We start from the raw sequence: 26,858 nt of genomic DNA on the forward strand, positions 1-26,858 counted from the left end.
AGGAAAGGAGAGGGTATTGTGAAAAGCCGCATTCCTAAAGAGGTCGTCGCGTCTTTGCTGGCTGCGACAACCGTCCTGCTGGCACTGCCGCCATTTAATCTGCCGCCATGGGCGCTGTTCATTGGCTGGGCGGGCACATTTGCTGCAGGAGGACCGAACAGCATCGTGATGAAGAAGATTTGGATAACTATGCCGATCGGCTCACTCACAGCGGCGATCATCGTACTTGTGAAAGATTACTACTTCGGCTCGTTTCTGAGCGGGGGCGCCTACATTGCCGCTGAAATGGGGACGATCTTTTTCTTCAACTGCCTGATGATGCTCCTCGGCCGGACAAGATGGTTTCCATTCGTGCCGGGTATGTTTTTCGGATTTGCCAGCTTCTTCGCAACGTACTATGGCGGCTGGGGACCGGTCGATCACAGTGTCTGGTCTGCGTTCATTGCAGTAGTTTTCATGAATGCCATGGGACCGATCTACGCCTGGCTTACTGAGAACTTATCAGCAGGGACAGTTTCAAGACATTGACAGACAGCCTCTGCCGGCCGTGACGGCAGAGGCTGTCTTTGTCAGGTCCATCGATAAAAGAACAAGACAACGATGGAAACGGCGACAATCCCAAAAGCAATCCAAAGAACAAGGGATGGCGTATAGACAACAGCCGACGCACCGGCTCCGACACCCACTGTAAACGTCAGAATCCCGATAGCCAGATGAAGAAAATCACGGCGGGCTTTCAGATCTTTCTCAAAAACGATTTTATAAAGATGGCCCATCATATTGCGCGCATTACCGGTCATAATGCCGTTATTGACAGCTGTCGAGCCGATTTTCCGGAATGTGGTCAGTGCATAGCCTGCGAGCATACCGAGTACAGTCACTTCCAGGGCCATGCTGATTGAATGCTGAAAAATAGCAAGCAGCAGAAGAAGAAGGGCCTGTACATATAAGAACAGTCTGTATTTCTGAAGGCCGCCTGCTGTGAAGCGTGCCAGCAGTATTTCACCCAAAAATGCACCGCCGAGGAAACCGGCAAAGGACAGGACGTTGTCGATGGCTTCATAAGGACTGCCGGTGAACAGCTTCACGCCGAATGTCACCATATTACCGGTTTGCGCACTGACAAAGACATGATTCAGTCCCGTGAAGGTGTAGGCATCGATGAAGCCCATTAAAAAAGCGGCCACTACTGTCAGAAATGTAGTGATGCGCATCGTGTGGAATAGTTCGCGTTCCATAGTCGGCTCCTTTCTGCCGGTTGTGCCGGAAGCAATCGTTGGACTAGCGCCAGACAATACACCAATCGACCCTGCTTGCGACAACCTATAACAAGTTCTCGACATTTTACGACAAATTCCGACGTGCGATATGCAAAATGTGATATGATGTACCAATTGAGTTCACTCATTAAATCATACAGAAATCTTATCAAAAAAGCACACAAAATAAGGAGGAATTCTAAATGGCCAGTGATAGACGAGATGACACGGCACAAGGGAATGCGCAGCATCAGCAGGACCTGAGCCGCCGGAAATTCCTGAAGAATTCCGGTCTGCTTGCCGGCGGACTGGTAGGCGGCGGCTTATTCGGAGGACTGCTGACAGGCAGTCTCGAGAAGAAAGAGGAAAAGAAGAAAATTGCAACGGTAAAAAAAGAATCGATGGTGATGGAAGCCCGTCAATTCTTCTCAAGACAGCATGACTTTGATGTGCTGACAGCGGCAACTGAGCAGATTTTCCCGGAAGATGAGCACGGACCGGGAGCCATCAAGCTCGGGGTTCCCTATTATATCGATAAGCAGCTGGCAGGCCGTTGGGGCATTAACGGGCGCGATTACCGACACAGTCCCTATGCCGTCAAGCTGGATGATACGGATAAGAGTGCAGGACCGGCCGGAGAACAGTCGATCCTCGACCGGGGCGATATCTTCATGCTCGGACTGCGCAAGCTGGACGACGAGAGCCAGAAACGGTTCAAAATCGGTTTTGATGAAGCGGAAGAAGAGCAGCAGATCGAAATTCTGCAGGACTTCGATGACGGCAAAGTCGCAATGAATGGCGTAACATCCGCGGAATTCTTCAATCTGCTGCTGCAGGCAACACTGGAAGGAGCTTATTCCGATCCCTTATATGGCGGCAACAAGGATATGGAAGGCTGGAAGATGAAAGAATTTCCGGGAGCACAGGCTTCCTATGCCGGCTATATCGAACAGGAAGAATTCAAGAAACTGGAACCGGTCAGTCTGCGCGACTATCAAGGACACTAAGCGGCCAAAAATGAGGAGGAAAGACAATGGTGAAGAAACTTCAGAAAGTGGACGCAGTCATCGTCGGTTCCGGCTGGACAGGCGGCATCGCGGCTGCAGAACTGACAAAAGCCGGCTACAATGTCGTCATCCTGGAACGGGGCGGAGACAAGAAACACGAGGACTTCGTCGGTACGAAGGACGAACTGCGCTACTCGAAACGATATGACCTGATGCAGGATCTGAACAAAACCACCATCACATCACGGAATTCGATGGACAAGGAAGCCATTCCTGTCCGGAACAATTCGAATGCACGACTCGGGAACCATACAGGCGGAGCAGGGAATCATTGGAACGGCATGGCATTCCGCTGGCTCCCATATGATTTTGAAATATACAGCAAAACGGTGGAACGCTACGGCAAAGGGAAAATCCCTAAAAATTCCACGATGCAGGACTGGGGCATTTCATACGACGAGCTCGAGCCTTATTATGATAAATACGAGAAAACAGCAGGGATTTCAGGTGAGGAAAATCCAATCGGGCCCCCGCGTTCCGACAAGTATCCGAACCCGCCTATGAAAATGACACCGACCATCCGCCTGTTCAGCGAAGCGACAAAGGAACTTGGGTACCATCCGTACAGGATTCCGTCTGCGAACAACTCCCAGACATACACGAATCCGGATGGAGAGAAGATCAATGGCTGTGTGTACTGCGCCTTCTGTGAGGAATACGGCTGCGATTTCGGCGCGAAAGCCGACCCGATCGGCACGGTGCTCGCCACTGCCTCGAAGACTGGCAAGCTTGAAATCCGCAACGGGGCGAATGTCAACCGGGTGAGTCATGACGGCAGCAAGGCGAACGGACTGGTCTATACGGATATTACGACCGGCCAGGAATTCGAACAGCCGGCTGATCTCGTCGTGCTGGCAGGATTCGTCTTCACGAACACCCAGCTGCTGCTGACGTCCAAGATCGGCACGCCATACAACCCGGCGACGGGCCAGGGGATCATCGGAAAGAACTTCACAGGCCACTTCAACAACCTGTCGACCTACATCGGGGCACGCGGTTTCTTCGAAGACAAGAAGTTCAACAACTTCATGGGAACAGGCGGTCTCGGCGCATCGATCGATGATTTCAGCGGGGACAACGAGGATCATACCGATCTCGATTACCTCCATGGCTATGAAGTGCACTACAGCCAGCTCGGCACACGGCCGATCGCCCATAACGAAGTACCCGACGGAACACCGAGATGGGGCAAGGAATTCAAGAAGCAGTCGCTGAAATACTTCAACCGGAACCTGTTCATCACAGCACAGAGCGGTTTCCTGCCGAACAAGACGACATACATGGATCTCGATCCGACGTATAAGGATGCACTCGGCAATCCGCTTTTGCGTGTGACCGTGACATACGATCAGCAGGACCGCAACCGGGCGAAAGCCGGTGTGGCGCGCTGTGAGGAAATCATGAAGCAGATGGGTGCGGATGATATGCATGTCGATGTCGTCAAGGACGATATCGAGTTCGATCACAAATTCTACACCGATCACTTCTTCGGCGGGACAATCATGGGTTCCGACCCATCGAACTCCGCAGTGAATACGTATTCCCAAATGTGGGACATGGACAATCTGTTTGTTGTCGGCGGCTCGACATTCCCGCACAACAGCAACTACAATCCGACCGTCACGATCGGTGCGTTCGCGTACCGCGCAGCCGAAGGGATGATCAAATTCCTGAAAGAAGGCGGCAATGTTGCGCAGGCAGCATTGGAGACGAACGCCTGATCATACAGACGAACGGCCCTGTCCCCAAGCGGAACAGGGCCGTTTCTGCGGGGAAAGGGAAATCCGGCCGCTTTCTCGGACCGGGTGCTTTCTGCAACTGCAAACATGAAACCATAGGCGGCCGATAGCCGTACTGTACGGTATACTGGTGTCAAAAGGAGGGGACCCTAATTGTCCAATACCTACACGAGCATGACGGGCTGCGCAGGATGCCTGCTGCCGATCATTGGTGTGATCCTCGCGATCATCGGTATCTTCGTTTCGGGAACCGGGCTGTACATGGCGGCGGGCGTGATGGCGGCTTTCGGAATTCTCATTTTCACCATCTCGCTGAAAACAGAGACGCGGCGCAAAAAGAAGCAGCGGGAGAAACTCTTTACCTATTCGCAGCCGGGTGTCGATTTCACTAACCTCCCTTCTGCGGCATCGTGGGATCTGCTGTCAAGGATTGCTGTGGATTTCCGGGAACAGCGCTTGTACATATGGACCGCTTTCGATAAGACAGGGCAGATCGTGAAGAAACCTTTCTACGGCATGGACTACCGGGTGACCGAATACGGCTTTGGTGAAGTAGTAGCCGCCGCCCTTGTCGAGAACCGGAGGACAGAAGCGGTTGCGGCTGCCTGCAGCACGGTATCGATCAGGGAGTATATCGCCGACACCATCACCAAAAGCAAGAAACTGGGCATCAGTCAGGATGAGAATGGCCGGATCCAGTTGCTGGCGCTCATTGTGCAGACCGATGATATCATTGCGCCGTTCCACCGGCTGAACTTCTACTACGAGGAGTCTGCGAATATCGCCAAAGACTCGGTGGACTATGAGGATGCGAGGGGCAGTCTGCAGAAGTGGATGAATTATATGAATGAATTGCTGGAAATGACGCATCCGGACAGCGTCGAACGGTTGCAGGATCCAGCCGGTATCCCGTCACTGGAGGAAGAACCGGAGTATGCCGAGGACGGCTTTGAGGAAGACGTCCCGGATGCTTCGAGCTTCTTGGAGGAAGTCCTGACAACCCCTTCATCTCCTGAGGAGGCAACTGCCAGTTTGGATACTGACAGGGGAACCGCTAAGGACAGGCAGGCCGGGGAACTGTCTTATTTCGAAAAAGTCCTGGCAGAAAATAAGCGGATGATGGATCGGCAGCAGGACGAACAATGAAAAAACCGTGAGGCGGGACATCCGCCTTACGGTTTTTCAATATTCCGGAGTGTTGAGTATGCCGTGTCGTGTGACTTGTTGACGACCGAGATGCTGCCGTCGGTCTCTAAAATGACCGCTACCGCTTCTTCCAGGGAAGCAAGGCCGCTCGACCTGGCCGCCTGCAGGATTTCCACTTCCAAAACGCGTTCTTTTTTCATCGTCTTTTCTATGAACTGCCCGCGGTAATATAATAATTGAGGTTCCGATTTAATGAGCTGACTGACAGTTCCGGAACGCACGGATAGCCAGGCAACTGCATACTGCATGCCGATCAGGACGATGAATGCAGTCATTCCTTCTGCCAGCGCAACCTTTTTGGTGAGAAGGATTGTGGCCAGAGTGGAGCCGAGGGCAACGGTCACGACAAAGTCGAAGGCGTTCATCTTCGCCAAGGTGCGTTTGCCGGAAACGCGCAATATGATGATCAATCCTATGTAACTGAGTATGCCGACAGCAACAGTCCGGAGTATCGGTTCCCATCCATTGAAAAACACAGTTCACCTCTAAGGTAAGACGTAGTTACGGGTTGTGTTACCCTGCTGTGGAGCTTTTGAAACGGGTTCGGAGCTGGCCGGTGGAACGGAACGCATACAAAAAAGCGTGAGACTGCTGTCTTCACGCTTTGTACCGTTCGGCCGGAATGAGCACGGTCCGCTGCAGGGCCGCGCCGCCCATCGAGACATTCTGCGGGCGGACCGCATACTCCTTGCCGTCCACAACGTAGAAGCCGTTCCCTTTGTATTCCGCGCGGCGGCCCTGTTTCTCCAGTTCGGCTGTCACTTCCTCCGCCTGTTTGCTGAGACTTGAATGGCGATGATCCAAGTCGAGGGTGATATTGCCTTTCCGGTAGCCCATCAGTACATTGAAGAGAAGAAGGGCTGCTGCAAGAATGGCGATGACAATCAATGCATTCATCACATCCGTTCCTCCGTTTCTGGTGACAATCTACCAACATTCTATGCTTAGTATATCATTAATTTGAAGAATATTCATACTTCAATATGAAAACAGAGGAGCTGTCTTTGCAAAAGACAGCTCCTCCGCGTGTGCATCAGTTTTATGCTTCGGCTTTAGCCGTATGATGGCGGCCGATCGGTATAGTGAACGGCGAACCGGAAATCGGATCCTCGATGACCATGCAGTCCATGCCGAATATGTCCAGCATCGATTCAGCAGTTACGACCTGCTTGGGGGTTCCTTCGTAAATGAGTTCACCGGTGCGGAGCGCGAACATGTAGTCCGCATAGCGGGCCGACAGGTTGATGTCATGGAGCACCATGACGATCGTCGTGCCATATTTGTGATTCAGGTCCGTCAGCAGGTCGAGGATTTCAACCTGGTACGTAATATCAAGGAATGTCGTCGGCTCGTCGAGGAACAGGATATCGGTCTGCTGGGCCAGTGCCATGGCGATCCAGACACGCTGGCGCTGACCGCCAGACAGTTCATCGATATTGCGGTTTGCGAGTTCGGTGATATCCATGATTTCCATCGCTTCGGCGACTGCCTCGTAATCTTTGGCACTCCATCCGCTCAGCAGGGACTGATGCGGAAAGCGGCCGCGTCCGACGAGATCGGCGACAGTGATGCCTTCCGGGACGATCGGCGACTGCGGCAGCATGCCGAGCACGCGGGCGAGCTTTTTGGACGGCATGCTGCCGATCGGTTGTCCGTCGAGCAGGACGCTGCCTGCCGACGGCTTGATGAGGCGGGCCATCGTTTTCAGCAGCGTCGACTTGCCGCAGGCGTTGGCCCCGATGATGACGCTGATCTTGCCGCTCGGAATTTCCAGATCGATCCCCTTCAAGATCGTTTTCTGGTCGTAGCCGGCCTGCAGCCGGTCTGCCTGGAAGCGGTGTGTCGGTTTCATCATAATTCCCCCTTTCGGTTCATGCGGATGAGCAGGTAGATCAGGTACGGCGCCCCGATGATCCCGGTGATGACGCCGGCGGGATACCGTGCCGTGAATGCGAACTGCCCGATCAGATCCGCCGCAAGGACAAGGTTGACACCTACGAGACCGGCGGGGATGACTGCTGAAAAGCCGGCGCCGACAAGGCGTTTGGCGATCGGACCCGAGAGGAACGCGACGAATGCGATCGGTCCCGTGGTCGCTGTTGCGATCGAGATCATGATGACAGATGCGACAATGAGGACGATGCGTGTGAAATCTGTCCGGACTCCGAGTGACGCCGCCGCCTGCTCGCCGAGTTCGAGGATGCTGAGCTGTTTACTGAGCACCAGGACGACCGGTGTGCCGATCAGGACAGCGATGAGGAGCGGCGGCAGCTGATCCATCTTCGAGCCGTTCAGACTGCCGCTGAGCCAGCGGAAAGCAGCCGGCAGATCCTGCTCGGCGCCGATCAGAAGCAGGTAAGAGATGAGCGCATCGAGCATCGCCTGGATACCGATTCCGACCAGGATCAGGCGGCCGATGGAGAATGTCCTGCCGCGTGACAGCAAGTAGATGAGCACTACGGTCGCAAGGCCTGCCGCAACGGAGACCGCTGATACGACCGCGCCGCTCGTATGCAGGATGACGATGCAGAAGACTGCTGCTGCACTCGAACCGGTCGTGATGCCGATGACGTTCGGATTTGCCAGGGGATTGCGCAGCATTGTCTGGAACACGGTTCCGGCCAGACCGAATGCGAACCCTGCAAATAGGCCGGCCAGCATGCGCGGAAGCCGGATCGTCGAGACAGCGAACGACGCGCCCGGAATCTGCTCGCCCGATAATGCCCGGAGAACGGTGCCGAGAGGGTAGATCGTATTGCCGAGCATCAGCATGGTGCCGCACAGGACCGCTGCGAGTGCGGCAAGACTGATGGTGACGAGACGGAACCGCCGTGCACGCTGTTTTCTTCCTGTTTGAATGTATCGTATCGTATCTTTTATCATAGTGACCGCACTTTCGATTTCATCGCTAATAGTATGAGGAGCGGAGCCCCGATGAACGCCGTGACGACGCCCACTTCCAATTCTCCCGGACTGCCGAGGAGCCTGCCCGCGACGTCCGAGGCTGTTAAGATGATCGCCCCGGCAAACGCGGACATGGGGATGACAAACCGCAGATCAGGCCCGAGAATGAGCCGCATGACATGCGTTGCAAGCAGTCCGATGAAGCCGATCGGACCGGCCAGCGCTGTCGCAGCGCCGCAGAGGAGAACTGCACCGAGTGCTGAAATCACGCGGATCACCCCTGTCCGCACACCAAGCCCCTTCGCCACGTCATCACCGAGCGCCAGCGCATTCAGCGCAGGACCCGAGACGATGGCAAGGAACAATCCGATGATCAGGAACGGCGCGAATGTGGAGACCGAGCTCCAATTGCCTGCACCGACACTGCCGACCTGCCAGAAGCGGAACTGATCCATGACGTGCGAGCGGGGGATCAGGATGGCTAAAACAAGCGAAGACAGGGCCGCGCTGGTGGCGGCTCCTGCCAAGACTAGTTTTATAGGGGTTGCGCCGCTTCTGCCGAGAGAGCCGATGCCGAATACGAAGACGGCAGTGATGGCAGCTCCTGCAAGTGCGAGCCAGATATACTGGCTGGCCGTACTGATATGCAGGAATGCGATTCCGCCGACGACGAACAGGGACGCCCCCGTATTGACGCCGAGAATGCTCGGGTCCGCAATCGGATTGCGGGTGACCGACTGCATGAGTGCCCCCGACACACCGAGTGCTGCTCCGCAGAACAGGCTGAACACCGTACGGGAGATCCGTTTCCGCACAACATCCGCACCGTATGTATGGACATCCGGGTGGAACAGTCCGTCGATGAGCTCCTGCAGGCCGACGGTGCGCGACCCGAAAGCGAGAGAAGCGGCAGCACATGCTGCAATCAGGATGAAGCTGCCGGCCAGCACAATCCAGAAATGCTTGGGAAAGTGGAAACTGAGCGGTTTGCGCTTGGCGATGACCGGGTTAGTCATTGACCTTATCTGCTGCGTCAGCCAGCAGTTTCACATAGTCGTCGAGAGTATAGGCGATGGAGAGCGGATTCGGGTTGCCGGACGCTGCAAGCGGCGTGTTGTCTCCGATGAAGACAATGGAACCGCGCTCGATCGCGGGGATTTTGCCGAACAAAGGATCAGCTTTGACCGCTTCGTACAGATCGTTTCCACCATACCCGACGATGATGTCCGCATCATTCAGAAGATCCGCGTTTTCAGCGCTGAATTCGAACGAATAGCTGTCAGGATCCGTGATGGCATCAGTGACTGTCTTCGGATAGTCCATGCCGAGCTCGTTCAGGAATTCTCCGCGTGGGTCTGCAGGTGTGTACAGATGCAGTTTCGACATGTCCTGTGCAGAGAAGTTAACCCATGCAACCGTTTTCCCTTTGAGCTGCGGGTACTTGTCTGCTGCCTGCTGGATTTTCTCTTCCGTATCCTTGATGAGCTGTTCGCCCTCTTGTTTCATGCCCATACCTTCAGAGTTCAGGAGCACCTGTTCACGCCATGTCGTAGCCCAAGGCTTGTCCGGATATGCGATGACAGGAGCGATTTCACTTAACGTATCGTAATCTTCCTGTGTGATTCCCGAGTAGGCAGCGAGGATGACATCCGGCTTCGAGTCTGAGATCGCCTCGAAATCCAGTCCGTCCGTATCCTGGTAGATGTTCGGGTCCGAGGCGTCCAGCTCTTTCAGCCTTTCGGCAGTCCATGGAAGCATACCGCTGTCATCCTGGACACCATAGTTTGCAGCGGAGAAGCCGACCGGAACCACACCGAGCGCAAGAGCAACATCGTGGTTCGCCCATTGTACGGTCGCGACCCGTTCCGGTTTGCTCTCGATCACCGTTTCGCCGAAGGCATGCTTGATAGTGATCGGGTACTGTGTATCATCTGCTGCATCTTCTGATGTATCCGTTTCTGATGGATCGCCGCTGCCGGATGGCTCTTGAGCCGGTTTGCTTTCAGATGCTTTCTGACCGGAACAGCCGGCCAGCAGAAGCATCATCAGGAAAGCTGTCAGAAGTGCGGAGATGGATAGTTTCTTTTTTGCATTCATGAATTGTTCCCTCCTGGATTTTCATTGATAATCATTCTCAATTTCTTTTTCTACTGTATAGGCATACGGCTGACATGTCAACAAGTTTCAGGAATTGTCAATCACCCGCCATGCAGGTTCCTTCAGTCGTTTTCACCTGCCCGGGATGCTATAGTGAGAGAAAGCGCTTTACTATAAGGGAGGAGAAAGAATATGAAGATTGAAATCTGGTCTGATTTTGTGTGTCCATTCTGTTACATCGGAAAACGGAAGCTGGAAAGTGCTCTGGAAGAATTCCGCGGGAAGGACCGTGTGGAAATCGAGTTCAGGAGCTACCAGCTGGATCCGGATGCAGAAGAGTATCATGGTCAGGACTTCTATGAGAGCATGGGCAAGAAGTTCGGCAGTGCTGAACAGTCGAAGCAGATGATGCAGTCGATCGCCGTGCAGGCAGCGGAGGTCGGTCTCGATTTCCGGTTTGATACGATGAAACCTACGAATACGTTCAATGCGCACCGCATGACGAAGTTTGCACAGCTGCATGGCAAAGATGATGTGCTGGCTGAGAAAATCCTATATGCGAATTTCACAGAATCCAGGGATGTCGGCAATACAGCGGTGCTCACAGAGCTGGCGATGGACGTCGGCCTGCCGAAAGACGAGGCAGAGAAAGTTGCCAATGATCCGGATGCATTCGCCGGGGACGTGCGGGCGGATATCGAACTGGCGAGACAGTTCAGCGTCACGGGTGTTCCGTTCTTCGTGTTCAACCGGAAATATGCCATTTCGGGTGCTCAGCCAAAGGAAGCGTTCCTGCAGGCGCTTGAGAAAGTGCTCGAGGAGGAACCGGTCATGCCATTCGAGGACTTGGCGACGGAAAGCGGTGCTGGCACGTGCACAGACGGCAGCTGCGAGGTACCGGAACAGGAGAAATGATAGGAGACCGTGCAGAGGACACTGCACGGTTTTTGTCCGTTTCCCGAACAGCTGCATCAGCATGAAGGTTGCCACTGTGCTATAGTGAGGTACCAAATCCTTTTAAAAGAAGGCGACTAAATGATAGAAATCCGAACGTCCAAAATCAGTGATGGCGTGTTCAACAGAGGTGTGTTCGCAACCTGTGCAATCCCGAAAGGCCAGCTGCTGCACGAGGCACCGGTGATCGCCTATCCGAACGAGCAGCACAAATACATCGAACAGACACTGCTCGCAGATTATGCGTTCGAGTATGGAGTGGGCCGTTCTGCCATCCTGCTCGGCTATGGAATGCTGTTCAACCATTCCTACACGCCGAATGCGACGTACGACATCAATTTCCGGAACGAAACATTCGATTTCTTTGCCTACCGGGATATCGCAGAGGGCGAAGAGATCTTCATCAACTACAACGGCGACGTCGATGACCAGGACGAACTCTGGTTTGCAGACGGGGAAGCCGAGTCTGCAGATTGACAATTAGTTGTGGAATGAATACCGCTTGCCTGGCGCTGACCGGGTGAGCGGTTTTTTGCGTGTTCACGCGTGAGCGGCCGGCGCTCAAGCGAGACTGTTTGGTGATCAAGCAGGCGGCGGAATGCTCAAGCGGGCGGCGGAACGCTCAAGCGCGATCATTCGTGCTCAAGTGAGGTGGAGAAGCGCTCAAGCTGGATCGCCTTGCGCTCAAGTCCCACACGCTGCGCACAGTCAAAAGAATTTATTGGTAAAAACCTTTTCTTCGCGGCCGTCTGCCGTGCGGGAAGGGGAGCTGTCACCGCGGAATGGAGCGGTTATCCGGATGATATGAGCGGTTACCGGAGGGAAATGATCACTCAGCCGTTGGAATAGATCACTCAGCTGGCTTGAGAGATGTCGTCAGCTGCAGAAACGGAAATATTTTGCAAACTGTCTATCACAGAATTACCAAATCGTGTATGATGAAGAGACAGAGAATTTCATCAAATCGAGGGGCGGGATCTCCATGAATAGATGGATGAAGAATGGCATCCTGTATGGCGGCATCATCGGGCTGGCGCTCGGACTGCTGCTGTCGAAGTACACGATGACCAGTTATAAAGATGAATTTACAATCATCACCTACTTGTCGGTATATGACTACGCCGTTGCGGTGCTCCGATACGGGGCGATCGGTGTGCTGATCGGGATGTTCGTCGCGTGGCGGAAAAACAAAGCTGCGGATGACGGACCGAAAACGTACTATGGCGAAGTGTTCCTCGGTGTCTTGTTCCTGAGCTGCGGTATCGCCGCGCTTTCGTACCTGTTCGAATGACTTGGAGGGGTGACAGGATGAATGCTCGATTTTCTGCAGTCCTTCTATCCGCTGTTCTGCTGCTTTCCGGCTGTGCCTTCTGGGATGGCATCCGCGGCTGTCCGGATGGGGAAATCGAGTGGGCGGACGTGCTGAAACTCGAGGATATCCGGTATGCCTCTGCCTGGCATGGGCCGGATGATGCAATGACGGTGGCACCGGGAAAGGAACTCGGAACAGTCCGCTACATGCTCGCCGACCATGCCTGCTCGAATCACAAGCTGCGGAACGGGGATGGCGCATTTCTCCCGGTCGGCACGGAAGTATTCGAAGCACAAGGTTACAAGCCGGAGTTCCGGGTGATGGCGGACGGCCGCCTGTTCGAAGCGACAGACAGTCCCGATGCTGAAACCCTCGGTGACTTCATCGACATCGATGGAAAAGTGACCCGCATCCTTTTCCTGGACCAGGATGAAAGACTGCGGGGAGAATTGATGGAGAAGGAAGCCGCTGCCTTTACCGAGGAATACTTGCAGCTGTCCTACGAGCACGACAAGGATATCGCGGACGAAACAACATGGGATCATGCATTGTTCGTGGAATTTCATCTGCAAGATGGCACCACTTACCGGACGATCTACTGGATGGATGAGAACATCCTTGGAAATGACGCATATGGGACGCCCGCCGTGAAAGCGATCGTGGAACGGGCTGTTGGCGAGTGACAGCGGTCAAAACGGGAAGAGGCTGAGGTAGAGGTGATCCATGATGAAATCAGTAGGGAAAACGATCGTACTATTGACGCTTGGGATCCTGCTGGCTGCGTGTTCTCTGCAATCCGAAGAGCGGAAGAAAGGCGAGCTGGTCCGGATCGATGTCCAGCAGGTCGAGGAAAACGGGACAAAAAGCGAGGAACAGATTGTCACGGATCCAGACGACCTGGACGCTGCCCGAAAAGCGATCGGGAATACGGAATGGCGGCCGAATAAGGAACTGGAAATGAAAAGAGCGGAAGACACAGTGGCCACCTTCTTCTATAGAAAAGATGAAAACATGCCGGAGTCACTGACCGAGTACCGGATCTGGTTCGAAGAAGATGATTCCGCCACGCTCTTCAGCAACGACGAGGAAGAGCGCTACGGCAAGCTGAATCCGGAGAATGGCCAGATTTTGAAAAACCTATTCTGGGAAAATTGAGGAGGACAGCGGATGAAGGATATGTTGACGACAGTCGAGGGCTGTCTGCTCAAAACGATCGTTTGCGGGAACCTGACAGCAGTACAGCTCGACGGAGGCTGGCTCTATCGGATGGCGGGCCCAGTCCTGCAGTTCGAGCGGACAAATCAAGATGAAACCATGACGTTCTGGAAGCTGGACAGTCAGGAAACGGAAGAAGGCGACGATATTCTGCAACTGACGGCGACTGCCGACATCGAGGAGGTTCCATACTTTGAATGGAGCAGTGACTTCAATTCCCTTCCGGTCACTGGTTCCTCCATTCAGCCGGATCAGGCCGACATCGAAACTGTGACAGGCTATGGGTTTCATCATCAGGGGGGATGGCTGTTTAACTGCCGTTGGCCTGAAAGTGTCCGGTGGAGTCATCGTGGTGAAAGCGGAGGCAGGGGGGTTGGTGACTGTCCTGTTCACGGACGAAATACCGGACGATCTCGGAAGTGAGCTGGAGATAAAACATGCGTGATGGAGACTGAACAAACAGGAAAGAAGGCGGACGGAGAGAAACCATTTCCAGTTTCAGACGTACAAGTAAGACAACTACGGGAGTCCACCCAAGCAGACCGTCCATCCAGTAATATTCAGATCAGCCGATTCGTGCTCTGCTTTCTGCTAGTCTCCGCAGTAACTATTGCGGACAACCTGATTTTTCGACAGGAGCTGTGGCTTCCCCAGGCTCTGTCCACAGCACTCGGCGCGGCGGCGGGCATCGTCTTTCTGGACCTATTGTTCTTAGGGAGATTGAGAAGGTAAGAGGAGGAATTCCATGAAAATCGAACAAGTACGACCGGCAGCGATTACTGCTTCGTTAGCGGCGTTCGTCGGGCTGATCCTGATGTTTGCGAGCCCCTTATTCGGCACAAAACTGGGAGCCGTCTGGCGTTCCAGCCAAGGGGAATATGCGGACAGCAGCGAGTTCCTGACGGTGACCAAGACTTACATCAACGGTTTCTTCATCACCGGCAGCATCCTCCTGGCAGTGGGAGCTATGGCAGGCGCTGTCACGTACTTTGCCGTGTTGTACTTCGGATTGGAACAGACGGTGGAACCGGCAGACCTGGCAGCGGATGACGTACAGGAGCCGCAATAATAATAAATGAAGGGAGAGGGTGACATGGCGGTGACTGTGCTCATCATGGGGCTGTTCGTCGGGTTGGGGATCCTCTTCCGGACAGGGAAGGCTTCCTTTCTGATCGCCGGGTTCAATACGCTCCCAGCAGAGGAACAGGAAACGTACGACAAACCGGCCCTCAGCCGATTCATGGGCAACATGATGTTCCTCCTGGCGCTCAGCATGGTGCTGTGGCTGCTCAGTGATCTCTATGATGCTGACTGGCTCCTATATACAGGCATCGGCCTGTTCTGTGCCATCATTGCCGGCATGCTCGTGTACTTGAATACCGGGAACCGGTTCAAGAAGTGAAGCGGTCGGCACTACTGAATGAAAGAGGAGGACTGCTATGAACCAGCTGTTCGGTGTGTTGATCATCTGTTTAGGACTGCTGACGACAGCCATCATGCTCGATTCGTTCTGGCCCATCATAGCGGTCTTCCTGATCGGCGGCCTGCTGCTCGTGCTGTCAGATATGAAGAAACCAGCCAATCATGAGACGGTTTCGGATGAAGAGATTGAAGAAGAAGTGATGAAAATCCAGAGGTCTGAATGAGGGAAATGGAAAGATCAGACGGGGAGGGGAAGGGGTGAAAACATCTATTGTATTGATTCTTCTCGCTTCAATGATCATGTCATTTCTACTATCGTTATTTGTATGGCAAAAAAGACAGAACTTACGGCTCAGTCTGCTGGCTGCTGTTATGACCAACACAGTCATATTAGCCTTGGCAACGTACATATTTTATCGGTTGGATCTCCAGACAACCCCTAAACAAGCGGAAGGGCTGTTCGCCAGTTTAGGTATGACGGTATTTATCACTTTCATTCCGATTCTGACAATCATCGACCTTTGGGCCATTTCCCTGTGGAAGACGGCAGGTAAGCGCACGGCCAATCTATGACAGAGTTACTGTCCTGAGATAGTAAGTAGGAATAGATAAGCAACTCGATGTTTAGTCCTCAAAAATTGAGAAACCGCGGAGGAGCGAGCCATGAAAACATTTTTAAGAATCCAGCTGCTCAGTCCGCTGTATGCCGTGATGGTGTTTCTCCCGATAGAGATGGTGACGAATCTCACGCGTCTTAGCCGGCTGACGGGATGGAGCCTGAACTTGACAATGATGGTATCCGCTATCGTTGCTGTACTGTCCGTCCTGATACTCTCAGTGGTGATCGCCCGCATGACGAAACGCTGGCTGAACCACCGCAGAGCCTCCTATTGGTCCGTTTTGTTCTGGCTGCCGTACGTCATCCTGTTCACATTCCTGTTCGCCGAGCTCTTTCCGATCACCAGCCCGGCCGACAAAGGAGGGCCTGGAGACGGTCTCGTCATTCTGGGCATGCTCTTCCTGTATCCGCTGTATGTCCTGCTGCTGAATAGTTTCAGCGCATTCTCCTACAATGAGCCCCCGGAGGTACACACAGTGAAATAAATGCAACCGCCTATGGATCCGGCAAGATGCCGCTGGCAAGGAAATGTTAAAAGAGGTGCATGAACGTGGTTACATTGATTCAAACAAGTATCATCATTCTCGCCGCATTTGGTGTAATGTGGCTCGTCCGGAAACTGGCAGCGAAAGTCTTTCGCATCGAAGAGACGGCGGACACGGCCGCAGAGTATTATGAGGAACGTTCCCGACAGAGAACTGACAGCCTATTGAGAGACTACTCCCTCGTCGTACTCGTCGTTGCCGTTGTGATCGCTGTCGCGTATTTCAACGAATCCTTTCCGATGATCCTGATCACAGCTTACGTACTGCTCGCAATCCGGATGCTCGTCAAAGCGTATCTGGAATGGAAACGGTCGAGTCATCCGAAACGGGCCATCTATACCGTCACGGACACGATCGTCCTGCTGGGCCTGGTGATCACGCTGTTGCAGACAGGGATTGTTTCCTAATAACCATCATGCAAAGGGGAGGATAAAAAGTGCGCTTAGGACTAAAACGTGATGAGGTCAGATTGGAGAGTTACACATCAGAATGGGAAGCGGAATTCAACAGCGTGAAACGTGAAATACAAGCTTGCACTGGGCTTGACGCGCATCACATCGAGCACATCGGGAGCACAGCCATCAAGGGAATGACGGCAAAACCCATTGTGGATATCATGATCGGAATAGATGCTCTGCAAGATGTGGATAAACCGTTACTGACCAAATTTACGGGCGCTGGATTCCTTCGGCTGAAGGTGGAGCGGCCGGGAGAAATCGTATTGGCGAAATTTGCCGATGACATCTGCGAAGTAAAGACGCACTTCATCCACCTGGTGGAGTACCAGCAGGATCTCTGGCACAACCTCCTTTTTTTCAGGAACTATTTGAATGACAATGCAGATGCGAGGCAGCAATACTTGGCCATCAAACAAGAATACCTTACAACCAGCTCATCCGGAATCAAGGCGTACACTGATTTCAAGGAGAGCTTTGTCAAAGAGATCATTGCAAAGCGAATGGAATACGCTCATTCCGAAGAAATCGAGTCACGAAACTAAACAGTGGAGGAGGATTCCATGCACAGTAAAGCCATAGGAAAACGGCGCATTCTCCAGTGGATCGCGCTCGGCATCGTCCAGCTTACATTGATCGTAAAGCTGGTGTTATTCAGTACGGGCGCTGCCCAGAAGTTCGCCTACAGTACACTCGACGCCATGACGTGGATCGGCTTCAGTGCGGGGATCCTGGTGCTTCTCGCGTCTTATTTGGTTTCAGGTAAGGCTGAGCAATCTGACTCGCGAAGACAGCTCGAAGAGTAGGAAATGCATGCACTTCACAAGGGGGAAATCAGGATGTCACAACGCGTACTCATGGCAATTGCCGGAGTGATCGTCGGATGGCTGATCGTCAGCTCTCTCACAAAGGGCTTTGATACGTCCTATCTCATTGGAATTCTGTTCGGGTTTTTAGCAGGCTATGTCGTCAGAAAAGAAGCAGCAACTGAGAGCTGATCGAGAGAGGCATGGCTTCGGTTGAACTTGGACGGTACGAAACCATAATAAGCGGCAGCAGGAAAACGTGAGGGTGAAGGGATGAGCGGGTTTCAAATGATCCAAAACGAAGACGGGACTCGGCAGGTAGCATTCATGCCAGTCCAATGAAGCTGGAAAGAAGCCTGAAGTAAACAACGAGGAGAGGAAACATGGAAATCATACCCTTGTTATTCTTCTACATAGGCTGGATGCTCATGCCCATCTGGTGTCTGGTCTTTTGCCTGAATTTAGTTTCGATTTTGAAGAAGATAAAACATGATGAAAAAACGTCATTCAATACAATGTGGCTTATTTTATCATTTACGATTATTATGTGGACTACAGCATCCATGGGCTTCAATTGAATTAATGACATGATTGCGTCCAATGACGCAAACTGACCAGAATGCTGACCGGAAATATATAGGCTTTACTGTATTAAGAGGTGGTTTACCAATGAGAAATATAAGAGACGCTGCGGCAATTGCTTTGGTTATCGTTATTATCAAGTTAGTATTCAGACTACTCCCGCCCTCAAAAAGGTTTGTTAGTCTTTTTGAAGAGGGGATCTGGGCTGGATTGGGGGTTATCTTAACTTCTTACATAGTTATATTCATTATTACCCTATTAGTCCTTGCAGTGTTTAGAAAACACAGGTGAAAGTGAGTTGATTGTCAGCTTCCATCATCGAGTGCAAGTCTTAACTATATATCTGCGCCCCATACTGAAGAATCTGGCCATTTGTCGACATAAGGAGGGATGAATATATGGGTAAAGGAGCAATAGCTTACTACTTTATATTTGTATCACGGATAAAGGGGAGGTTTTAATATGCTGGATAGACCGAAATGTGATGTGTGTGGTAAAGAAATAAAAGATGATGGGACGGCGTTTGTTAAATTACATTATCCGAAGAAAAAAGGTTTTACCGAAATCAAAGCTTATATGAAGAACGAAGGAACATTTATTTGTGAAGACTGCGACAAAGATGATAGTAAATAAATTGGCGCACCTATGGAACACGAATGGCATTAATGACATGGTCTTTTCGTTCGTTTGATCAATGTCTTTCAATCTGTTGTGCTGAACGTATTTATAAATATTTTGTGCTGCAAGAGACTGCATATGAAGGAGGCCATGCCATGAAACGAATCCCGAAATTCGCCGTCTGGACAGGTGGGCTGGTGCTGCTGCTCGTTGTGCTGCTGGTGGTGTGGAAGGTGGCGGCGGATCGGGCAGGGAAGAATCTGGCGGATGAGATCCTTCATGACCGTTCGACGTTCGAAGCGTTCGCTGTGGAGATGCGCGGGGATGAGGGCAGCCGGCTGGAAAGTGAGGATGCCGGCCCGTTCGGGGAACTGATGGATTTCCTGGCCGCGTATGAGGTGAAGAAAGTGAAGGAGCCGGACGGCACTGATTTGGCGGGAGGCTTCGAGTTGTTCGTGAGATCGGCGGACCGTTCGGCTTCTGAGCACTTCATCATCCTGGAGGATTCCGTGTATTCGTCGGGCACCGGGCATTATGAAGTGGTCAATGGGCCGATCGATCTTGCGTGGGTCAGGTCTTTTATGGATCGGCTCACACCTGATCCCGAGTGATTGATCTGCTGTTTCAAAATTTGCCGGATAAGCAGAGTTTTTAGGAGGGATGACGTGATCAGAAAGAGCTTGCTGTTTGTTGCCGTATTCTTTCTGTGTAAGCTGCTGTACCAATGGCTGTTCAGCACTCATATCCGCTGGAAGGAAGACATCGGCATGGCAGCGATCGGATTTTTTGTTTTCCTGCTTTTTGAATGGGCCGATCACCGGCATGAAGTGAACCAACCTGAATAGAAACGAGGAATCGTATGAAACGGATCGCATTGTATGTGGCCGTGCTGCTGGCGGTATTGACAGTAGCTGGCTGCTCGAACACAGAGAAAGAGGGAGCCTCCCAATCGGCGGTCTCGGTGAAGGACTATTCGCCGACGGACCGGGAGAGTGAATTGATCAGCAAGACGGGGATCAATCAGGTGGAGTATTTCACGCTGAACGCGACGCTTGCAGAGGGGGAGGACCTTCAGTATTCCGTGGAGGTCTATCGAAATGGCAAATTGTCGGAAGAACGCACGAAAACCTATGGGGACCCGGAGCGGAACTATAAAGATGCCATCATTTCCTTCGGTGTGGATGGCTTCAACGATGAGGAGGGTCCGTTCGAGCTCATCAATGGTGTCCCCGGCGGAACTGGGACATCCAGCTACCCGAATATGATGACGTCTTTCACATTCAACAAACTGGTGAAGGGTAAAATCGACTTGGTGAAAGACAAGCCGGTCTATCTGGCGTCCTGGCAGGGGACGACGAAGGATAGCCTGTCCTCCCATACCAACGAAACCGGCGAGCTGCCGGAAGGTCTGGAGGATTCGGAGCTGGTGTTCCTCTATAAGCTTCTGTGGACGGACGCGGAGGAATGAAATAGGCAGATGAAGGAGGCACGGCCCAGTCCATGGGCCGTGTTTTTTCATGGGTTTTTCCTAGTATCGGACAGATCGGCCGGGATATCGGACAGATGATGTGAAGTATCGGACATATGACCGGTAATATCGGACATAACGTGTGAAGTATCGGACACTTCGCCGAATTTATCGGCATCCAGGCACAATTCAAGGGTTGGCTTGTGCTCGCCTGCGGCTCGTTTCTGTGGCGGCCGGCATTGGATCCTTTGTGCACGTACAAAAGACAGCGGCACGCCGAGGCGCCGCTGCTGTCATTCCCGTGTTTCTTCCACGAAGACCTGATGCTCCTCGAAGAACGGCCTTAGGTTCTCGCCGGACACTTCTTCTGCGGTGCGGATGAAGTCGGCGGTCGTGGCGATCCCGAAACGGTGGTCTTTGACGTATGTACGGAGGGTCGTCCAGAACGGGGCTTCGCCGATTTCGTCGTGCAGGTCGCGCAGCATGCCGGCGCCGCCATCGTACATGATGTCCCCGTACCGGTCGTAGTCGTCTTCCGCGAAATCATCGACGGAGGAGGTGATCGAGTAGTCGTCCGCCTCTTCATCGATCCAATCAAAATCCACGGTATCATAGTATGCAGCATAGGAGGCGAACGTCGTCAGCGATTCGTCGAGCCACGGTTCGCGATACGTATTGCTGCCGACGAGGCTGTAGAACCATTGATGGGCGATTTCGTGCGCCACCGTGACGCCGAGCTCCTCCTCGTCGGGCACATGGGGCGTGTTGACCGTCACGAGCTGAGGATATTCCATCCCGCCGTCGAAGTCGGCCGAGTAGTCGGCGCTTGCGATGGTGAGCGAGTCCCATGGATATTCACCGAACCAGCCTTCATAACGTGGCAGGACATTGCGCGCCGTCTCCATCATGAGTGCCGCCGTCGCGTCTTCGCCTTCCCGGTAGGCGACCGTCACGTCGGTGCTGCCGATCTGCTCCGTCTTCGTCTGGAACGTCGTATTCATCACGATGAAGAAGTCCCGGACATCTTGCGCGGAAAACCGGGCCGTCTGTTGTCCGTCCGTTTCGGAGCGCTCCGTCTCTTCGCCTGTTGCGAGGATTTCCAGGTCGGCAGGCGCGCTGAATGACAGATCATAGTCGCCGGTCACCGAATAATAGGACTCCCCATATGGGAAATAGGGCGGTATGTTCCAACCGTGCCCATCATGGACGGCAAGAATCGGGAACCAGCTGCCGAGCGAGACTTGGCGCTCCGACCAGCCGAAGCGGCCCGGCTGGTCGGGCACGGGGATGGTGAACTCGAGGTCGGCAACCGCCGCTGCCCCGTCTTCGATGGAAATGCCCTGCACTGTCAGTACGGTGCCGTCAAGGTCCGCGTCGGCCGGCTTGCCGTTCACCCGGACATTCCGGATGTCGGCGCCGCGGTCCCCGAACTCCTCGGCATTCGGCCATACATTGAACAGCACTTCATCCATCGGTTCGCCGAGGTTGTTCTGGAAAGTCACGTTAAGCCGGCCGGACACCACATGTTCCGTTTCATCATAGTCGGCTTCGATCGTGTAGTGCGGATCCGCCGGGCCATAGGCGATCGAGTCTGTGGCGAGCGCCTCGGCAGGATAGGCATCGCCTTCCGGAGCCGGCCGTTCCTTGTCCGTGCAGCCGGTAAGTGCAAACACCAGCAGCAGGGTAGCGAGATATTTTGGCATGAAAGAAGCCCCTTTCCGTGTAGGTGTTGTTCATCTATCGTATCACGTGCAGTTTTTGAAATGAAATAGATGCAATAAAACCAGGAATGTTAATAATAGTTTACATTATGTTAAGTATAGTATACATTTGAAGAAAGGGGTGACGCGATGCTGAAAAACCGGGTGAAGGAACTGCGGGCCCGCCGGAGCCTGACACAGATTGAACTTGCCAAGCAGGCAGGTGTCACCAGGCAGACGATCGGGTTCATCGAAAAAGGGGAGTTCTCCCCGTCGATCACCTTATCGTTGAGACTTGCGAAGGCGCTCGAATGTGACATTAACGAAATCTTTTGGCTGGAAGGAGAGGAAGACGATGAAGGATGATCTGCGGCTGACGTATCCGCTCTGGCAGATGGCGGGAATCGGGATTGCGATCTGTTTTGTCCTGCTGATCGGCTATGCCGGAAGTTTTAACATGTTTGCGGATGGTGGCCTTGAAGTCGAATTGAGTTTCAATACGCTCACGGAGGCTGCGGCCATTGCTACATTGCTGGTGTTCGTGCTCTATGTTGTGTTATTTCTCAGACGGGTGGCAAGACACAACCGGGAGTTTCCGGATCACCCTATCTCACATGTCAAATTTAGACCGCAGGAGTATATGGAGGATGATGAATTGTTCGAAGTGTTCACGCAGCGGGCGACGAAAAAGGTCTATGCTTATTTCAATATCCTGCTGCCGGCACTGATAGCGGTCTTTTGCCTGGTGCCGATTCCGAAGACGTGGATCATCGTCATCATCTGTCTGGCGTCCATGGGCCAGTATTTCATCTACTATCGGACGATGCGATCGTATGTAGCCGCAGAGTGAAAACCGCCGTTTCAGCAGGCTCCAGAAAACCCCCGTTCGCGATCATAGCGCTGGCAGGGGTTTTCTGAATCTTGTTTACTGGACCTGGATCAGGAACGAGTAATGAGCGTCTCCATTCGACACATCTTCCTCGTCTTCATCCATCCACCACGCCGAGAAGTCGTAATAATAGAGTCCTGGCGCGTCTGGCGTTTTGAACTCCCAGCCGTCGAGTGTCACTTCGGTCTCTTGGCGATCAGATGTAGTCTGACGCAGGGTCAGGTTTGTCGGTTTCGGCTCATAGTCCATGAGCAGGCGGACCGTTTCCCCAGGTGCCGCCTGGATTGGCGGCTGGCCCGCCATCGAATCAATGGCTCCGGCGGCATCGACACACATCCCGCTGCCCTTCCCGTGCGACCAGCAATACGTCCCGAGCTCCGCGTCATGCTGCCCGCTGTCTGTTTCGACCTGGACAGGCGGCGGTTCGCTGCCGCTCAGTGTCCGGGAATCCGAGAATGGCTGTTGGCATCCTGCGGTGAGCAGGGCGGACACCAGGGTGAAAATCAGAATTACTTTTTTCATCAGTCCGCCTCCTTGGCGATTTCAGGTGAATCCAGATCATGCAGCAACTGCCGGAACTGACTTCCGATCGGTTCCGTTAAAACAGAGACGGAATGGCTGTCCCCGGCACTCCGGACAGCGACGGATGTATCAGAGAGCCAGACATAGTAAAGGCCAGCATCGCCGAAAGCCAGCAGGTAATCCGCCTTTGCCATATTGACGATACCGGGCAGCGGTTGCGCTTCCTGAACAGCAGCAGTAAGAAACTGCACAATCTTGGCGTCCTCCATAAGGGATGCGGATCTGCCGCTGCCGATCCGCGATAGGGAGGGGGCAGGCACGGTTTTCTTTGAAACGGACGGTAGTATTGGGGCCGTGGATACAGGATCGGCACAGCTGGCCAGCAGGAGCAGGAGGAATGGCAGAAAAACAGCTTTGCGCAAAAAGAAAACCCCGCTTTCGAAAAATTCTATGTACTATATCAGACGGCTCAATTGTCAATGGGTTACAGTAGGGTCTCTACAAAGGAGAATCTGCTGCCTAAAGCTTGTTTTAAGCATGAAACAATCATACTCTGCGAATTAATTGTCTTATGAATATTTATTCTTGATATGTTAAAATGTAACAAAAGGGGGGAGGCGGAATGTGAGCAGAAAGCAAAAGGCTGTTCTGGGAGTTTCATTGGCTGGAAATGTGCTGTTACTGGCTTTCCTGATTGTCGGGTACTTGAAGATGAGTCTCGTACATGAGGAGTTGTTTTACTCGGAGGTTCAGTACAAATTAGTGGAATTGGAAGGCCTGATCGAACAGCAGAAACAAGAAGAGTGGCCGGACCCCAACTTGGTCACTGCCCAGCTGGGCGATGTCCTGAATGGGATCGAGACGGCAACGGCCAGCGGCAACTACTCAGGCTGGCTGTCGGATGCTGAACGGAGCATGACGGAATCGCTCGGCGCGGCACGGCACTTTACCGATACCCTCATGACGAACTGTATGCGTTCAGCACAGTGACAGAGGAAGATACGAAAAACTTTGAAGTGTTGCAAACGCAACTCCAACAAGCAGGTTTGGGCATGAATCAAACGATCGAGGACGATTGGAAATCGTACACCGCGAAAATAGAGGAATTGCTAGAACGATTGCAAGACAAGTAGGCTGCCAGATGGACTGCAAGTATTCATGTCAGAGCTAAGGAAAAAGGAGTGCAGATGGCACTCCTTTTTCCTTAGCTTATTTTGGTACTTCCCTTATAGGGTGTGTCCGCTGATTACCCTCCCCTTTGAACAAATGCCGGATCCCTTTGCCGGCATAGGGTTCATCCGCATAGCGGGGCAACACATGGAGATGTGCGTGCGGGAGATGTTGCCCGCCGGCTGTGCCGCAATTCCACCAGATATTGTAGCCATCCGGCTGGTGGTTGGTGTCGATATAGCGCTTCACGTCCTGAAGAATGGAATAGGTGGCGTTCCATTCTTCAGAAGTCAGATCGAATACGGTTTCTCGGTGCTGTTTCGGCACGATAATGCCAGCCCCCTCGAGTGCCACTCCTTTTTCGTCTGCTCCTTTCAACTGCAAAAACAGGCAGTGTTCATTGCTGAACAGAACGGACTGGGCGGCATCCAATTTCGGATGGCAAAGCTGACAGCTGCTCGTGGAGTTCGTTGTTTCATTGTTCCCCATCGGCATGCTCCTTCCTCATCATTTTTTTGATCAGCCGGATCTGTCCGCGGTGATTGAGTTCGTCTTCGAAGACATGGAACCACCTGAAGTAATTGTTGGTCGTCTGCCCGCCGAAAAATGGGGATTGTTCATACAGCCACGTGTCGGGAAGCGTCTTGAACATCTCGAGTGTCCGGGCGCGCGTCTTCTTCATCTCCTGGAGATAATGGAGTGCCGGTTCTCCGTGAATTTGTTCTTGTGCGGCTGCACCTAGTTCCAGCCCTGGGTTAAGCTCCTCGGTATCCTCGTCGGTGATCTGCCGTTTGTCGAACGTGTCGATTTGGTAGAATTTTTCCACTGCGACCAAGTGGGCCAGCAGCATGCCGACCGAATTGGCATCCTCTGCGTATTTATAATCGAGCTGTTCCGTCGTCAGTTCATACACTTCCAAGATTGTGGTATAGCGGGCATAGGCCATCATGGATACGAGATTGCTGAATTCTTTGCCGAATCCTTCTTTTTCACCGATCACTAATAACTCTTCGTTTGTCATCATTTCTTCCTCCTCTAAGTGGGCTGAGCACTCACAGGTCAGAACTGCCGGCGCAAAAAACCGCAGAATGACAGCATGTGCCATCCTGCGGTTTCTCAACTATCATGCGTACTTCTCTCGCATACGGATCAGTGAGTATGTTTTTCGGGGAGACGCAGGACAGTCCTGATTGTAAATGCATAAATGGTTTTCATCATGGTCTCACCCCTTTCTGTAATAGTATGAATAGTTTATCACTTAACGTATTCTGTTGCAACCTGTTTCTGCTGGCAATCAAAACTCCCGCTTCCAGATCGGCAAAAACCATTTGACGCCCCTGCGGTTGACCGGCAGCAGTTTCATATCGGCGATCAGATGGCTGATGTAACCGCAGAGTCCGGCGGCGACCATGCCGTCGATGGGCCATTCCTCGTGCAGGTAGTGCAGGATGAGTGCGTAGAACGCTACGCCGAGCAGGGAGTGGGTGTACGACCGGTGCATAACGAAGGACGCCTGCACGATATAGCTGCCCGCCATTAGGATGCCGATCGATTCGCCGAGCACGAAGCCGAGCAGCAGGACGAGGACGCCGGTGATCGTCAGCATGCGCCGGCGCGTGATGATCCGGGAAATGATGAGCAGCAGCAGGCCGATCCCACCGTAAATGTAGATATCGCGGTTCAGTCCCTGGGTGAGTGCCTGGTAGACCAGCGTCAGCAAAATGACGATGCCGGCCGTTTCCATGAGCCACCTGCTCACCTTCTTGCTGAGTGTGATCCGGCTGGTGGCCAGGCCGTTCGTATCCAGATCCGGCACCACGCCGGAAATGCCCCCGATGGCCGCGCCGATCAGCGCCGTCCGGACATCCGGATGTGCGGCGTACCCCGCGATTGCGCCGGCCGCCGTGCCGATGGCCAAGTGTGATGTACCTTTCATATGTATCCCTCTTCAGCTGTCATAGAATCGCTGGCACGTCTTGTTTCAGAACATACATTCCGTGTCAGGTGCTTTCTTAGTATAGAGGAAGGAAGCGGGAAAGGGAACCGCTGTTTTAGGAGAGGGCTGGTGGGCCGCGGTCTTGAGCGCTTCTGGGGTGTGCTTGAGCGTTTTTCATTGTCTTGAGCGCTCTTCGATGTTGCTTGAGCGTTTTTTAATTATCTTGAGCGCTCATCGGAGTTACTTGAGCGTTTGTCCGTTATCTTGAGCACTTCAGCAGCCTTTTTGAGCGCATCGCCGGTTCTTTGAGCAGCCGATATCCGCGGTGCACTTCCCACCATGTTTTATTAGGGAACATACAAATCCCGTTTCA

General features: G+C 53.0%; 39 protein-coding genes. 26 read left to right on the forward strand and 13 right to left on the reverse strand.

The annotated features are described in order from the left end of the window. Positions 1–18: 18 nt before the first annotated feature. On the forward strand, positions 19–528 hold the full coding sequence (locus QWT68_RS14395) for a DUF1097 domain-containing protein (RefSeq protein ID WP_040285129.1): 510 nt from the start codon (positions 19–21) through the stop codon (positions 526–528). A gap of 41 nt (positions 529–569) precedes the next feature. Here QWT68_RS14395 and QWT68_RS14400 read toward each other — a convergent pair whose 3' ends face one another. Continuing rightward, positions 570–1,238, reverse strand: coding sequence for a YoaK family protein (locus QWT68_RS14400; protein WP_052461625.1), 669 nt, complete (start codon positions 1,236–1,238; stop codon positions 570–572). 224 nt (positions 1,239–1,462) lie between these two features. Here QWT68_RS14400 and QWT68_RS14405 point away from each other — a divergent pair, with 224 nt between their 5' ends. From QWT68_RS14405 to QWT68_RS14415, 3 genes are all read left to right on the forward strand, one after another. Next, positions 1,463–2,266, forward strand: coding sequence for a gluconate 2-dehydrogenase subunit 3 family protein (locus QWT68_RS14405; protein WP_290148713.1), 804 nt, complete (start codon positions 1,463–1,465; stop codon positions 2,264–2,266). Positions 2,267–2,292: 26 nt separating this feature from the next. Further along, positions 2,293–4,047, forward strand: coding sequence for a GMC family oxidoreductase (locus QWT68_RS14410; protein WP_040285128.1), 1,755 nt, complete (start codon positions 2,293–2,295; stop codon positions 4,045–4,047). 171 nt (positions 4,048–4,218) lie between these two features. Next, positions 4,219–5,211 carry a hypothetical protein gene (locus QWT68_RS14415; RefSeq protein WP_290148714.1) on the forward strand — a complete coding sequence of 331 codons (993 nt, stop codon included), beginning with the start codon at positions 4,219–4,221 and terminating at the stop codon, positions 5,209–5,211. Positions 5,212–5,237: 26 nt separating this feature from the next. On the opposite strand, the gene QWT68_RS14420 is transcribed toward QWT68_RS14415, so the two are convergent. The 6 genes from QWT68_RS14420 to QWT68_RS14445 form a co-directional block, all read right to left on the reverse strand. Beyond that, on the reverse strand, positions 5,238–5,747 hold the full coding sequence (locus QWT68_RS14420) for a DUF421 domain-containing protein (RefSeq protein ID WP_040285126.1): 510 nt from the start codon (positions 5,745–5,747) through the stop codon (positions 5,238–5,240). A gap of 121 nt (positions 5,748–5,868) precedes the next feature. After that, on the reverse strand, positions 5,869–6,168 hold the full coding sequence (locus tag QWT68_RS14425; RefSeq protein ID WP_040285125.1) for a hypothetical protein: 300 nt from the start codon (positions 6,166–6,168) through the stop codon (positions 5,869–5,871). Positions 6,169–6,310: 142 nt separating this feature from the next. Beyond that, positions 6,311–7,123 carry an ABC transporter ATP-binding protein gene (locus tag QWT68_RS14430; RefSeq protein WP_040285124.1) on the reverse strand — a complete coding sequence of 271 codons (813 nt, stop codon included), beginning with the start codon at positions 7,121–7,123 and terminating at the stop codon, positions 6,311–6,313. Continuing rightward, complete coding sequence (locus QWT68_RS14435; RefSeq protein WP_290148715.1) at positions 7,123–8,154, reverse strand: FecCD family ABC transporter permease; 1,032 nt, start codon at positions 8,152–8,154, stop codon at positions 7,123–7,125. The genes QWT68_RS14430 and QWT68_RS14435 overlap by 1 nt, the downstream gene beginning before the upstream one ends. Further along, positions 8,151–9,191, reverse strand: coding sequence for a FecCD family ABC transporter permease (locus QWT68_RS14440; RefSeq protein WP_052461623.1), 1,041 nt, complete (start codon positions 9,189–9,191; stop codon positions 8,151–8,153). The genes QWT68_RS14435 and QWT68_RS14440 overlap by 4 nt, the downstream gene beginning before the upstream one ends. Then, positions 9,184–10,272: an iron-siderophore ABC transporter substrate-binding protein gene (locus QWT68_RS14445; RefSeq protein ID WP_290148716.1), complete on the reverse strand. Its 1,089-nt coding sequence runs from the start codon at positions 10,270–10,272 to the stop codon at positions 9,184–9,186. Before QWT68_RS14445 ends, QWT68_RS14440 begins: the two co-directional genes overlap by 8 nt. 192 nt (positions 10,273–10,464) lie before the next feature. Between QWT68_RS14445 and QWT68_RS14450 the strand changes: the two genes are divergently transcribed. From QWT68_RS14450 to QWT68_RS14540, 19 genes are all read left to right on the forward strand, one after another. Further along, complete coding sequence (locus tag QWT68_RS14450; RefSeq protein ID WP_040285121.1) at positions 10,465–11,187, forward strand: DsbA family oxidoreductase; 723 nt, start codon at positions 10,465–10,467, stop codon at positions 11,185–11,187. 120 nt (positions 11,188–11,307) lie between these two features. After that, entirely contained in the window at positions 11,308–11,703 is a 396-nt protein-coding gene (locus QWT68_RS14455) for an SET domain-containing protein (protein ID WP_040285120.1), read from the forward strand. A gap of 505 nt (positions 11,704–12,208) precedes the next feature. Continuing rightward, a complete protein-coding gene (locus QWT68_RS14460) occupies positions 12,209–12,517 on the forward strand; it encodes a hypothetical protein (RefSeq protein WP_290148717.1) in 309 nt (102 codons plus the stop codon). Between the two features lie 17 nt (positions 12,518–12,534). Then, entirely contained in the window at positions 12,535–13,221 is a 687-nt protein-coding gene (locus tag QWT68_RS14465; protein WP_290148718.1) for a hypothetical protein, read from the forward strand. 40 nt (positions 13,222–13,261) lie between these two features. Then, positions 13,262–13,693 carry a hypothetical protein gene (locus QWT68_RS14470; RefSeq protein WP_052461622.1) on the forward strand — a complete coding sequence of 144 codons (432 nt, stop codon included), beginning with the start codon at positions 13,262–13,264 and terminating at the stop codon, positions 13,691–13,693. A 12-nt stretch (positions 13,694–13,705) separates the two neighbouring features. After that, on the forward strand, positions 13,706–14,176 hold the full coding sequence (locus QWT68_RS14475) for a hypothetical protein (RefSeq protein WP_290148719.1): 471 nt from the start codon (positions 13,706–13,708) through the stop codon (positions 14,174–14,176). Between the two features lie 322 nt (positions 14,177–14,498). Then, the gene (locus tag QWT68_RS14480; RefSeq protein ID WP_052461621.1) at positions 14,499–14,822 is read left to right on the forward strand and encodes a hypothetical protein; all 324 of its coding nucleotides are present in this window, start codon (positions 14,499–14,501) and stop codon (positions 14,820–14,822) included. A gap of 24 nt (positions 14,823–14,846) precedes the next feature. Then, on the forward strand, positions 14,847–15,155 hold the full coding sequence (locus tag QWT68_RS14485; protein WP_290148720.1) for a DUF3784 domain-containing protein: 309 nt from the start codon (positions 14,847–14,849) through the stop codon (positions 15,153–15,155). 37 nt (positions 15,156–15,192) lie between these two features. Beyond that, a complete protein-coding gene (locus tag QWT68_RS14490; RefSeq protein WP_040285114.1) occupies positions 15,193–15,399 on the forward strand; it encodes a hypothetical protein in 207 nt (68 codons plus the stop codon). A gap of 34 nt (positions 15,400–15,433) precedes the next feature. Further along, the gene (locus QWT68_RS14495; protein WP_040285113.1) at positions 15,434–15,748 is read left to right on the forward strand and encodes a hypothetical protein; all 315 of its coding nucleotides are present in this window, start codon (positions 15,434–15,436) and stop codon (positions 15,746–15,748) included. Positions 15,749–15,838: 90 nt separating this feature from the next. After that, a complete protein-coding gene (locus QWT68_RS14500) occupies positions 15,839–16,279 on the forward strand; it encodes a hypothetical protein (protein ID WP_290148721.1) in 441 nt (146 codons plus the stop codon). 65 nt (positions 16,280–16,344) lie between these two features. Next, on the forward strand, positions 16,345–16,746 hold the full coding sequence (locus QWT68_RS14505; RefSeq protein ID WP_290148722.1) for a DUF4181 domain-containing protein: 402 nt from the start codon (positions 16,345–16,347) through the stop codon (positions 16,744–16,746). Positions 16,747–16,775: 29 nt separating this feature from the next. Then, complete coding sequence (locus QWT68_RS14510; RefSeq protein ID WP_290148723.1) at positions 16,776–17,339, forward strand: GrpB family protein; 564 nt, start codon at positions 16,776–16,778, stop codon at positions 17,337–17,339. A gap of 18 nt (positions 17,340–17,357) precedes the next feature. Further along, positions 17,358–17,600 (forward strand): hypothetical protein, encoded by a 243-nt coding sequence (locus QWT68_RS14515; protein ID WP_290148724.1) that lies wholly within the window; start codon positions 17,358–17,360, stop codon positions 17,598–17,600. Between the two features lie 33 nt (positions 17,601–17,633). Next, positions 17,634–17,792, forward strand: a complete 159-nt coding sequence (locus QWT68_RS14520; protein WP_179860726.1) for a hypothetical protein — start codon at positions 17,634–17,636, stop codon at positions 17,790–17,792. An 852-nt stretch (positions 17,793–18,644) separates the two neighbouring features. Beyond that, positions 18,645–18,815, forward strand: coding sequence for a hypothetical protein (locus QWT68_RS14525; protein ID WP_040285107.1), 171 nt, complete (start codon positions 18,645–18,647; stop codon positions 18,813–18,815). A gap of 140 nt (positions 18,816–18,955) precedes the next feature. Then, a complete protein-coding gene (locus QWT68_RS14530; RefSeq protein ID WP_040285106.1) occupies positions 18,956–19,411 on the forward strand; it encodes a hypothetical protein in 456 nt (151 codons plus the stop codon). Positions 19,412–19,465: 54 nt separating this feature from the next. After that, positions 19,466–19,645, forward strand: coding sequence for a hypothetical protein (locus QWT68_RS14535; RefSeq protein ID WP_040285105.1), 180 nt, complete (start codon positions 19,466–19,468; stop codon positions 19,643–19,645). 14 nt (positions 19,646–19,659) lie between these two features. Next, a complete protein-coding gene (locus tag QWT68_RS14540; RefSeq protein ID WP_040285104.1) occupies positions 19,660–20,268 on the forward strand; it encodes a hypothetical protein in 609 nt (202 codons plus the stop codon). A gap of 293 nt (positions 20,269–20,561) precedes the next feature. On the opposite strand, the gene QWT68_RS14545 is transcribed toward QWT68_RS14540, so the two are convergent. Then, on the reverse strand, positions 20,562–21,971 hold the full coding sequence (locus QWT68_RS14545) for a M1 family metallopeptidase (RefSeq protein WP_290148725.1): 1,410 nt from the start codon (positions 21,969–21,971) through the stop codon (positions 20,562–20,564). A 147-nt stretch (positions 21,972–22,118) separates the two neighbouring features. Between QWT68_RS14545 and QWT68_RS14550 the strand changes: the two genes are divergently transcribed. Together QWT68_RS14550 and QWT68_RS14555 are read left to right on the forward strand one after the other, a co-directional pair. After that, on the forward strand, positions 22,119–22,334 hold the full coding sequence (locus tag QWT68_RS14550; RefSeq protein WP_040285102.1) for a helix-turn-helix transcriptional regulator: 216 nt from the start codon (positions 22,119–22,121) through the stop codon (positions 22,332–22,334). Continuing rightward, the gene (locus QWT68_RS14555) at positions 22,324–22,818 is read left to right on the forward strand and encodes a hypothetical protein (RefSeq protein WP_290148726.1); all 495 of its coding nucleotides are present in this window, start codon (positions 22,324–22,326) and stop codon (positions 22,816–22,818) included. Before QWT68_RS14550 ends, QWT68_RS14555 begins: the two co-directional genes overlap by 11 nt. A 75-nt stretch (positions 22,819–22,893) precedes the next feature. On the opposite strand, the gene QWT68_RS14560 is transcribed toward QWT68_RS14555, so the two are convergent. Both QWT68_RS14560 and QWT68_RS14565 read right to left on the reverse strand, forming a co-directional pair. After that, the gene (locus QWT68_RS14560) at positions 22,894–23,379 is read right to left on the reverse strand and encodes a hypothetical protein (RefSeq protein WP_290148727.1); all 486 of its coding nucleotides are present in this window, start codon (positions 23,377–23,379) and stop codon (positions 22,894–22,896) included. Continuing rightward, on the reverse strand, positions 23,379–23,630 hold the full coding sequence (locus QWT68_RS14565) for a hypothetical protein (RefSeq protein WP_290148728.1): 252 nt from the start codon (positions 23,628–23,630) through the stop codon (positions 23,379–23,381). Before QWT68_RS14565 ends, QWT68_RS14560 begins: the two co-directional genes overlap by 1 nt. 373 nt (positions 23,631–24,003) lie before the next feature. Here QWT68_RS14565 and QWT68_RS14570 point away from each other — a divergent pair, with 373 nt between their 5' ends. Continuing rightward, positions 24,004–24,369: a hypothetical protein gene (locus tag QWT68_RS14570; RefSeq protein ID WP_290148729.1), complete on the forward strand. Its 366-nt coding sequence runs from the start codon at positions 24,004–24,006 to the stop codon at positions 24,367–24,369. Between the two features lie 219 nt (positions 24,370–24,588). Here QWT68_RS14570 and QWT68_RS14575 read toward each other — a convergent pair whose 3' ends face one another. The 3 genes from QWT68_RS14575 to QWT68_RS14585 all read right to left on the reverse strand — a co-directional run bounded on the left by QWT68_RS14575 (position 24,589) and on the right by QWT68_RS14585 (position 26,485). After that, positions 24,589–25,038: an HIT family protein gene (locus QWT68_RS14575; protein ID WP_290148730.1), complete on the reverse strand. Its 450-nt coding sequence runs from the start codon at positions 25,036–25,038 to the stop codon at positions 24,589–24,591. After that, the gene (locus QWT68_RS14580) at positions 25,025–25,570 is read right to left on the reverse strand and encodes a DinB family protein (protein ID WP_040285098.1); all 546 of its coding nucleotides are present in this window, start codon (positions 25,568–25,570) and stop codon (positions 25,025–25,027) included. Before QWT68_RS14580 ends, QWT68_RS14575 begins: the two co-directional genes overlap by 14 nt. A 273-nt stretch (positions 25,571–25,843) precedes the next feature. After that, positions 25,844–26,485: a metal-dependent hydrolase gene (locus tag QWT68_RS14585; RefSeq protein ID WP_040285097.1), complete on the reverse strand. Its 642-nt coding sequence runs from the start codon at positions 26,483–26,485 to the stop codon at positions 25,844–25,846. Positions 26,486–26,858: the final 373 nt, after the last annotated feature.

Source organism: Sporosarcina trichiuri, from assembly GCF_030406775.1.
Lineage (GTDB): Bacteria > Bacillota > Bacilli > Bacillales_A > Planococcaceae > Sporosarcina > Sporosarcina trichiuri.